The sequence below is a fragment of the Leadbetterella sp. DM7 genome, assembly GCF_040829825.2.
In the GTDB taxonomy this organism is placed as follows: domain Bacteria; phylum Bacteroidota; class Bacteroidia; order Cytophagales; family Spirosomataceae; genus Leadbetterella.
The window spans coordinates 136,478-145,914 of sequence record NZ_JBFOLH020000012.1 but is presented as its reverse complement, the minus strand read 5'-3'; the positions used below and the strand labels follow the sequence as shown (position 1 = coordinate 145,914).

Below are 9,437 nucleotides of genomic sequence, written 5' to 3'. Positions count from 1 at the left end.
TCGCATATCTTTTCCGTTTCGTTACCCCGATTTTTGGCTCCAACCGTATTATTCGGGGTGATATACAAAGATAATCAAAAGCCCAACAAGTTCTTAATGAACAAGTTGGGCTTTTTCTGAATGGCCCCACTGAATACGAAGAGATCCGGCCGTTTGCGTATCGGTCGGATCTCTCCGTCAGTTTTCCCAAAAAAGATTTGGTGTGAACATCCAGGGTACATTTCGTCAGAAACCTACCTTCACTATTACCTGTTCACTGTTACCTGTTCACTGTTAGTTGTTCACTGTTAGTTGTTCACTGTTACCTGTTCCCTACCTCTTCTCCGGCCCCGGCCTGTTCGGCATCACAAACGGCTGGTTTTTGATCAGCTGCTTCGCTTCTTCAATGGCCCGTTCAAGCTGCACATCAATACCTTTGGAAAAAGCACCCAGGTCTTCATCCACAAAAATATCAGGATCTACCCCGTGACCTTCGCGGAACCAGGTGCCGTCCAGGTTATACATCCGGAAGCTGGGTGCGGTTACCGAGGCACCGTCGATCAGCTCCGGTGTACCGCTGATACCGATCAGTCCACCCCAGGTACGGGTACCGATCAGCGGCCCCAGTCCACGTTTCTTGAAGTAGTCCGGGAAAGCATCTCCGCCTGAGCCGCTCCAGCCGTTGATCAGCATCACCTTGGGTCCGAAGTGCCCGGCCGGAGGCCATTTCCATGATTCCCCGTCACGCGTGGCCCAATATACCAGGGGCTTGCGGTCCAGCATTTCAATGAAACGATCCGGGATCTGTCCGCCGTTATTAAACCTTTCGTCAATGATCAGGGCTTTCTTGTCCAGTTGGGCGTTGAACATCCGCATGAGCTCATTCTGGCCGTCAATGCCTGTGCTGGGCACGTATACGTATCCTACGTCGCCGTTGGTTGCTTTCTCTACACGACTCCGCATGCCTTCTATCCAGGCCAGGTTACGCAGCCGCGATTCATCGCTGAGCGTTTTGACCAATACTTTCCGGGCTCCTTCAAAGTCCGGCTTATCGTTACAGGTAAGCTCCACGGTGGTGTTGTCCAGCCCCGCAAAGTAGTAGAAGGGCTGATGCGCAGTAGTAACGGGAAGTCCGTTAACGGCCAGGATGTACGTTCCTTCCCTGACACCCACACCCGGCTTGTCCAGGGGTGAACGCACCTCTGCATCCCAGGAAGCCCCCCTGATAATTTTTCCTACCTTGTAATATTGGCCGTCTGCCGCCCAGTCGATCCCCAGGTAACCCGTACTCCTTGATTTGCCCTGCTCCAGATCACCGCCACCGTAGTACGTATGCGACGCGTTGAGCTCGCCGATCATTTCACCGATAATAAAGGCCACATCGTTCCGGTTGGCCGCCCCTTCCAATACTTTCAGGTAGTTATTCTTAACCGCCTCCCAGTCTACGCCGTGCATATTTTTATCATAGAAATAGTCGCGCTGAATACGCCAGGCATCTATAAAAATCTGCTTCCATTCTGCTTTCGGATCTATAGAAGCGATCATAGACCGCAGGTTGAGCGTTTTTTCAAACTTCGCGCCTTCGCTAGGCTCGATAACCGCAAACTGGTCACCTTTATTGACCAGGAGCTTGCTTTTATCGCCCGAAGCCTCGTAGAAGCTTACGCCGTCCAGCACAGTTTTTTCTTCCTTCTTATCAAAGTCATAGAGCTTTAAAGAAGCCGCGCCCCCGGCCGAGCCGGTATTGGGATACCGCATATAAACTATCTTGTTTTTATACGGGGTAAGCGAGCCCAGGTTGCCGGGCGCAATGCCGAGTATCTCCAGGCGGCTTTCCATATCCTCCAGGTCAATTGCCACGGTTTTCGGCTTTTCCGGTTTCGGGGCTTCTTCCTTTTTCGCAGATTTACCCGCTTTCGCGTCTTTTTCTGCTACAGGTACAGGCTCCTCGTCTTTGACCGTCACGGCATCGTCTTTCATGGCCAGGAAAGAGGTGCTGTCTTTACTGAGGGTCAGCACACCTATAAGCGTGGAGTTATTGTACACAAACGTATTGTCGTAGTCGCTGTAATTGGGCTGAAATACCTGGTTGGTCGTCAGGAACAGGTATTTTCCGGCAGGATCGAAAACCGGGTTGAAGCAGCTGTAAAATCCGTCGGTTACCTTGGTTGATTGCTTGCTTTCCGTATTGTAAAGGAAAACAGCCTGGTGACCGTTGGGCAGGTCGCGGCTATAGGCCATCCAACGGCTGTCAGACGACCAGTCGCAACCGAACGATGCCGTATTCCCGTGCGAAAATTGCAGCAATTCGTCCACTTTCGTTGTACTGTTGTCTGCCAGGTCAAAGATCCTGATCTCGCCGGCCTGGTCAATGAAGCAGATTTTTTTGGAATCGGGCGACCAGTAAGGCGTATACCGGTATCCCGGTCCGTAAGAGGTCAGTTTCCTGCGGGTGGCCGTATTCCCGGTATTCATGAGGTACAACTCGTATTCGCCGCTGGCATCTGACCAGTAGGTGATATATTTGCCATTGGGCGAATAGGCCGGTGTACGTTCGGCTATGCCCGAGGTATTCGTCAGGTTCCGGGCCACGCCTTCTTTGGCCGGAAGCGAAAAGATATCGCCACGGGCTTCAAAAAGCACCCGGTTGCCGTCGTGGCTCAGGCGGGCGCTCTGAATGTATTTCTCTACTGATTCGTTGCGGGGCATCAGGGCGTTCATATCCGAGGTGATCTGCACTTTCACTATTTTATCCGACTTGTCCCGGATAGCGTACAGGTGCAGCTGCCCGCCCTGCTCGTATACAATTTCTCCGTCACCCATCGACGGGTAATGAATATCGAGGTCGGTATACCGGGTGAGCTGCTCTGCCTGGCCCGAGCCGGTATCGTATGACCACAGGTTCATCCGCTCATCGCTTCCCCGGTCAGAAATAAAGTAGATCTTATCGCCGTACCACATCGGGAATTCATCTCCGCCGCCATCCATGGGCGAAATCCTTCTAGAGGTTCCGGTTTTGAAATCAAAGATCTGTATGGTTCCCTTGGTACCGCCTTTGTACCGTTTCCAGGTACGGCCTGTCTGGGAGATATACACCACGGCCATCCCAGTGCCATCGGGGCTGTAAGATCCGTATTCGGCGTATTCCAGGGGCAGCTTAGTGTCGGGGCCACCGTCTTTGCTGATCCGGTAAAACTGGCTGAAGCGTTGCTTCCCGCTCTCCCTTGACGACGCAAAGACCACGTCTTTCCCGTCGGGTGTCCAGTCGACCAGCCGGTCGCCATACCCGTGCGAGGTCAGCCTTCTGGGCACCCCGCCGGTTGCCGGCATGACATATACATCCAGGTTACCGTCATAATTGCCCGAGAAGGCAATTTCACTGCCGTCAGGCGAGAACCGGGGAAAAGATTCTACTCCCGCCGGAGAGCTGAGCCGGATGGCCTGTCCGCCGGTTTTAGGCACCAGCCAAAGGTCATTGGCATACGTAAAGACAATATGGGTCCGGGATACATCCGGGAACTTCATCAGCGAAGCATCGATCTGGGCATGCAGCGGTTGGCTCAACCATAAGATAAGCGCAAGGGGCCATAGATTTTTCATAAGCATAACAGGTTTTAACAGGGCAAGCGCAGGATATTCCTCCACGTATACAAACACAGTTGCCGGTACAGGGCAACCCGGCCGGTAGTACCGGTTTTTCTGCGTCTCCGTTTTAAATAATTTGTCAAATATACCTTATCTTTAAATCCGTTTTAAAATATCTACCTGTTTCTTATGAGTATGTGTGAAAAGTTTTTGGGTACCGGCTTCTACCCGGTGGTTCTGATTTTCTTCGTTTTAGGCATGGCCCGTCCTTCATTCGGGCAGCGGGTGAACGAAGATTCCCTGTTTATCCGGCAGCATTACAACAAAATCGAGCGACAGATCTCCATGCGCGACGGCATCCGGCTTTTTACATCCATTTATGTTCCGAAAGACGCCTCCGAAAGCAAAAAATATCCTATCGTACTGAACCGTACGCCCTACAGTGTGGCCCCTTACGGGGAAGACCTTTACAAAACCTCGCTGGGCCCCAGCATGCATTTTGCCCGCAACGGCTACATTATTGTGTACCAGGATGTGAGGGGGAAATACATGTCGGAAGGCGAATTTGAGGCGGTACGCCCCTTCAATCCCCGTAAAAAATCACCGAAAGACATTGACGAAAGCTCAGACACCTACGACACCATCGAATGGCTCCTGAAAAACATCCCGGGCAACAACGGGAAAGTGGGCACCTGGGGCATATCGGCACCCGGCTTTTATACCACCATGACGGCCATAGACGCCCACCCTGCGCTGAAGATCGCTTCTCCCCAGGCACCGGTCAATGACTGGTTCATGGGCGATGACCGCCACCATAACGGGGCTTTCTTCCTGATGGGCACCTTTGCTTTCCTGTCGTCATACGGCGCCCCCCGGCCCCAGCCCGATCCCAAGGGAACACCCGCCTTTTCCGCCTACGGCACTCCTGATTCCTATGAATTTTACAAGAAGCTCGGCCCCCTGAAAAACGTCAACGAAAGGTATTTCAAGGGGGAGAACAAGATATGGAACAGCATGATGGAGCACGAAAGCTACGACGATTTCTGGAAAGCCCGGACGCCGGTTCCCCACCTGAAAAACATTAAGCCTGCCGTGCTCACCGTGGGCGGCTGGTTTGACCAGGAAGACCTCTACGGCCCGCTGAAGACATTCCAGGGCATTGAAAATAACCGGCCGGCCTCGCCCAACTTCCTGGTGATGGGCCCCTGGATACACGGCGGCTGGGCGCGGGGTACGGGAGAGTACCTGGGCGACATCGGCTTCGGATCCAAAACCAGCGCCTATTACCAGGCCGAGGTAGAGCTCCCGGTTTTTAACCATTACCTGAAAGACACGCCTGACCCGGCACTGCCCAAGGCTTTTATTTTTGAAACCGGCGCCAACGAGTGGCGCAGGTACGACCAGTGGCCGCCCCGCAATTCAACAGAGAAAAAACTGTACCTGCACCCCGGTGGAAAGCTCTCGTTTTCACCTGCCCCGGCACAGGCCAAACCTACGTTTGACCAGTACACCAGCGATCCCGACAAGCCCGTACCCTTTACTTCCGAGATCCGGATCCTGCGCGGAGCCGACTTCATGTACGAGGATCAGCGTTTTGCAGCCAGCCGCCCGGATGTGCTCGTCTATGAAAGTGACGTGCTGGAGGAAGATGTGGTCATATCCGGTAACGTATTTGCCAACCTGTTTGTGTCTACCACCGGTACCGATGCCGACTTCGTTGTGAAGCTGATCGATGTATACCCCGGTGATGCACCCAACGACAGCCCTACCCGTCCGAACATGAAAATGGGAGGATTTCAGCTGCTCATCCGGGGCGAAGTCATGCGGGCCAAATTCCGGAAAAGCTTCTCCAACCCGGTGCCCATGACACCCGGCAAAATTGAAAACGTAAAATTCGACATGCAGGATGCCGCCCACCGGTTTAAAAAGGGGCATAAGATCATGGTGCAGGTACAAAGTACCTGGTTCCCGCTGGTAGACCGGAACCCGCAGAAATTTGTCAACATTTACCAGGCTTCTGAATCTGATTTTCAGAAAGCCGACCACCGGGTGTATACATCAGGTGCAAGCTCATCGTACATCGGGGTAAGAGTGGTAGAGTAATTCCCCGGTGATGAAAGACAGAAGCAGGAGAATCTCCTGCTTTATCTTTTCAAAAACCCGGAAAACCCAGTAACTTTGCATTTTCAAAAGCAAGTAATGATTCATTTCTTCGTAAACTCCGCAAACACCGTTTATGGTGTTCAGACTGAGCAAAATCTTTCCACTGAAGACGTTCAAAAGCTCAACTGGCTTTTTGGCAATGCCGAAAAGCTGGACGACCTGACCCTGAACCGGTATTATGTTGGCCCGCGGGCCGCCATGGTTACTCCGTGGAGCACCAATGCCGTGGAAATCACCCGCAATATGGGCATCCGGGGTATTGTCCGTATCGAAGAATTTCAACCGGTACCGGCTGATTTCAACGATTTCGACCCGATGATCTCCCAGAAATACCCGGCTCTTACGCAGGAAATGTACACCATACGCATTACTCCCGAGCCTATCCTGGAAATTGATGACATCGCGGCATATAACCGGCAGGAAGGGCTGGCCTTAAGCCCGGAAGAAATAGAATATCTCAATAACCTGTCGGCAAAGATCGGGCGTAAGCTGACCGACTCCGAAGTTTTTGCCTTTTCACAGGCCAATTCCGAGCACTGCCGCCACAAGATCTTCAACGGTACGTTTGTGATTGACGGCGAAGAAATGCCGTCTTCGCTCTTTAAGCTGATCCGGAAAACATCAGAAACCCATCCGAACGATATCGTTTCGGCATACAAAGACAACGTGGCCTTTATCAAAGGGCCAAAAGTGACGCAATTTGCCCCTAAATCAGCAGATAAGCCTGATTTTTACGAAGAGAAAGAATTTGAGTCGGTATTGTCTCTGAAAGCGGAGACCCATAATTTCCCCACTACGGTAGAACCGTTCTCCGGTGCGGCTACCGGTTCGGGCGGGGAGATCCGCGACCGCCTGGCCGGCGGACAGGGTGCCTTACCCCTGGCCGGAACCGCCATCTACATGACGGCCTACTCGCGCCTGACCGGCAACCGCCCCTGGGAGAAAGCCATGCCCGAGCGCCCCTGGCTGTACCAGACCCCGGTAGACATCCTGATCAAGGCCTCGAACGGAGCTTCTGATTTCGGCAATAAATTCGGACAGCCCCTGATCACCGGCTCGGTCTTTACGTTTGAGCACGAAGAAAACGGCCGCAAGCTGGGCTATGACAAGGTGATCATGCAGGCAGGCGGCGTGGGCTACGGAAAACTGGACCAGTCGAAAAAACATACTCCCCAGCCCGGCGACAAGATCGTTATCCTGGGCGGAGAAAACTACCGCATAGGCATGGGAGGAGCAGCCGTTTCCTCGGCCGATACGGGCGCCTTCGGTTCGGGCATTGAGCTGAACGCCATTCAGCGTTCCAACCCCGAAATGCAGAAACGGGCGGCCAATACCATCCGGGGCCTGGTAGAGTCAGATCATAACCCGGTGGTTTCCATTCACGACCACGGAGCCGGCGGGCACCTGAACTGCCTGTCGGAGCTGGTAGAAGAAACCGGCGGACTGATCGACCTCGATAAGTTACCGGTAGGTGACCCTACCCTCTCGGCCAAAGAAATCATCGGCAACGAATCGCAGGAAAGAATGGGCCTGGTGATCGCCGAAAAAGATATAGCCGTTTTACAGCGGATTGCCGACCGTGAGCGCGCCCCGATGTACGCAGTCGGCGATGTAACCGGTGATCAGCGTTTCACTTTCCGGTCTTCATCCACAGGTGAGAAACCTATGGATTATGCGCTGGAGGACTTCTTCGGCTCTTCACCGAAAACCATCATGAAGGACCGGAAAACAGAGCACCGTTACGCCGCGCTTGCCTACGAAACCCAAAATATCCCGGCTTACCTCGATCAATTGCTTCAACTGGAAGCCGTGGCCTGCAAAGACTGGCTGACCAACAAGGTAGACCGCTGCGTGGGCGGCCGTGTGGCCAAACAGCAATGCGCCGGCACCATCCAGCTGCCCCTGAACAACGTAGGGGTTATGGCCCTGGATTATACTTCGGCAGAGGGCATTGCCACCAGCGTGGGCCACTCTGCCCTGACGGCCCTGGTAGACCCGGCGGCCGGCTCAAGAAATGCCGTGGGAGAAGCCCTCTCCAACCTGGTTTTTGCACCCATCCGTAACGGCTTGAAAGGCGTTTCGCTTTCTGCCAACTGGATGTGGGCCTGCAATAACGAAGGAGAAGATGCCCGCCTGTATGAGGCCGTAAAAGCCTGTTCCGATTTTGCGATTGCGCTGGGCATCAATATTCCTACAGGGAAAGATTCGCTTTCCATGAAACAGAAATACCCCAACGGAGAAAGTGTAATTGCTCCCGGAACGGTCATCATTTCTGCTGCAGGTAACTGCTCTGACATCCGTAAGGTAATTGAACCCGTTTTACACAAAAATGCGGGTTCAGTCTACTATATTAATTTATCGAAAGATACCTTCAAGCTGGGCGGCTCCTCTTTTGCCCAGATCTGTAACCGGATCGGCGACGAAGTACCGACCATCACCGATGCAGCGTATTTCGCCAGGGCTTTCAATGCCATCCAGGAGCTGATCAGCAACGATCTGATTGCCGCCGGGCACGATGTGGGCTCGGGCGGTTTGATCACTACCCTGCTTGAAATGTGTTTTGCTGATGCGAACCTGGCGGCCGATTACGACCTTTCAGGGCTGGGTGAAAACGATACCGTAAAGGCCTTCTTCAATGAAAACATGGCCGTGGTGCTGCAGGCCACTGAAGATGCGGCCTTTGAAGCAGCCCTCCGGAACGCGGGAATAGAAGCAGTGAAGATCGGAACGGCGAAAGAAGGCACGGAAGCTACCTTCCGGAACCGGGCAGACTCTTTCAGCTTCGCTGTGGCAGCTACCCGCGATACCTGGTATACCACTTCTTACCTTCTGGACCGGCGGCAGTCGAAAAACGGGATGGCCGACGAACGCTTTAAAAATTACAAAGAGCAGGTACTGCAATTTACCTTCCCGGATCATTTCACGGGCAAAAAGCCGGAGATCGACCCGGCCGTACCGCGCCCGAAAGCCGCCATCATCCGTGAAAAAGGCTCCAACTCCGAACGTGAAATGGCCAATGCCATGTACCTGGCCGGCTTTGATGTGAAGGATGTGCACATGACCGACCTGATTTCGGGCCGGGAAAACCTCGAAGACATCCAGTTTATCGGTGCGGTAGGCGGGTTCTCCAATTCAGATGTGCTGGGATCGGCAAAAGGCTGGGCAGGGGCATTCCTCTACAATGAGAAAGCCAAAAAAGCCCTCCACAATTTCTTTGCCCGCCCCGATACCCTCTCCGTGGGCATCTGTAACGGGTGCCAGCTGTTTATGGAGCTGGAACTGATCAACCCGGATCATTCCGAACACGGCAAAATGCATTACAATACATCCGGAAAACATGAATGCGGTTTTGTTTCGGTCAACGTGCAGGAGAACCATTCGGTTATGCTGAAGACCCTGGCAGGTACTACCCTCGGCGTATGGATCTCGCACGGAGAAGGGAAATTCCGCTTACCGGCGCAGGAAGACCAATACCACATTGTAGCGAAATATGCGTATGGGGAATATCCCCATAACCCGAACGGCTCGGATTACAACACCGCTATGATGTGTGATGCCACCGGCCGCCACCTGGTGACCATGCCGCATATTGAGCGTTCTGCATTTCAATGGAACTGGGCCTCTTATCCTGCCGGAAGAAAGGATGAGGTTTCTCCCTGGATAGAAGCCTTTGTAAACGCAAGGAAATGGTGTGAAGAGAACCGGTAAGG

3 protein-coding genes are annotated in these 9,437 nt (G+C 53.3%); 2 read left to right on the top strand and 1 reads right to left on the bottom strand.

The annotated features are described in order from the left end of the window. Window positions 1-312 precede the first annotated feature (312 nt). Window positions 313-3,579, bottom strand: a complete 3,267-nt coding sequence (locus tag AB2U10_RS14025) for a S41 family peptidase (protein WP_367915331.1) — start codon at window positions 3,577-3,579, stop codon at window positions 313-315. Window positions 3,580-3,753: 174 nt separating this feature from the next. Between AB2U10_RS14025 and AB2U10_RS14020 the strand changes: the two genes are divergently transcribed. Then, window positions 3,754-5,667, top strand: coding sequence for a CocE/NonD family hydrolase (locus tag AB2U10_RS14020; RefSeq protein WP_367915332.1), 1,914 nt, complete (start codon window positions 3,754-3,756; stop codon window positions 5,665-5,667). Between the two features lie 96 nt (window positions 5,668-5,763). Continuing rightward, entirely contained in the window at window positions 5,764-9,435 is a 3,672-nt protein-coding gene (gene purL / locus AB2U10_RS14015; RefSeq protein WP_367915333.1) for a phosphoribosylformylglycinamidine synthase, read from the top strand. Window positions 9,436-9,437 lie beyond the last annotated feature (2 nt).

What these genes read in the sequence shown, in the direction of transcription:
- AB2U10_RS14025 (WP_367915331.1), bottom strand. Translation starts at nt 3,579, where the DNA reads ATGAAAAATCTATGGCCCCTTGCGCTTATCTTATGGTTGAGCCAACCG.
- AB2U10_RS14020 (WP_367915332.1), top strand. Translation starts at nt 3,754, where the DNA reads ATGAGTATGTGTGAAAAGTTTTTGGGTACCGGCTTCTACCCGGTGGTT.
- purL (WP_367915333.1), top strand. Translation starts at nt 5,764, where the DNA reads ATGATTCATTTCTTCGTAAACTCCGCAAACACCGTTTATGGTGTTCAG.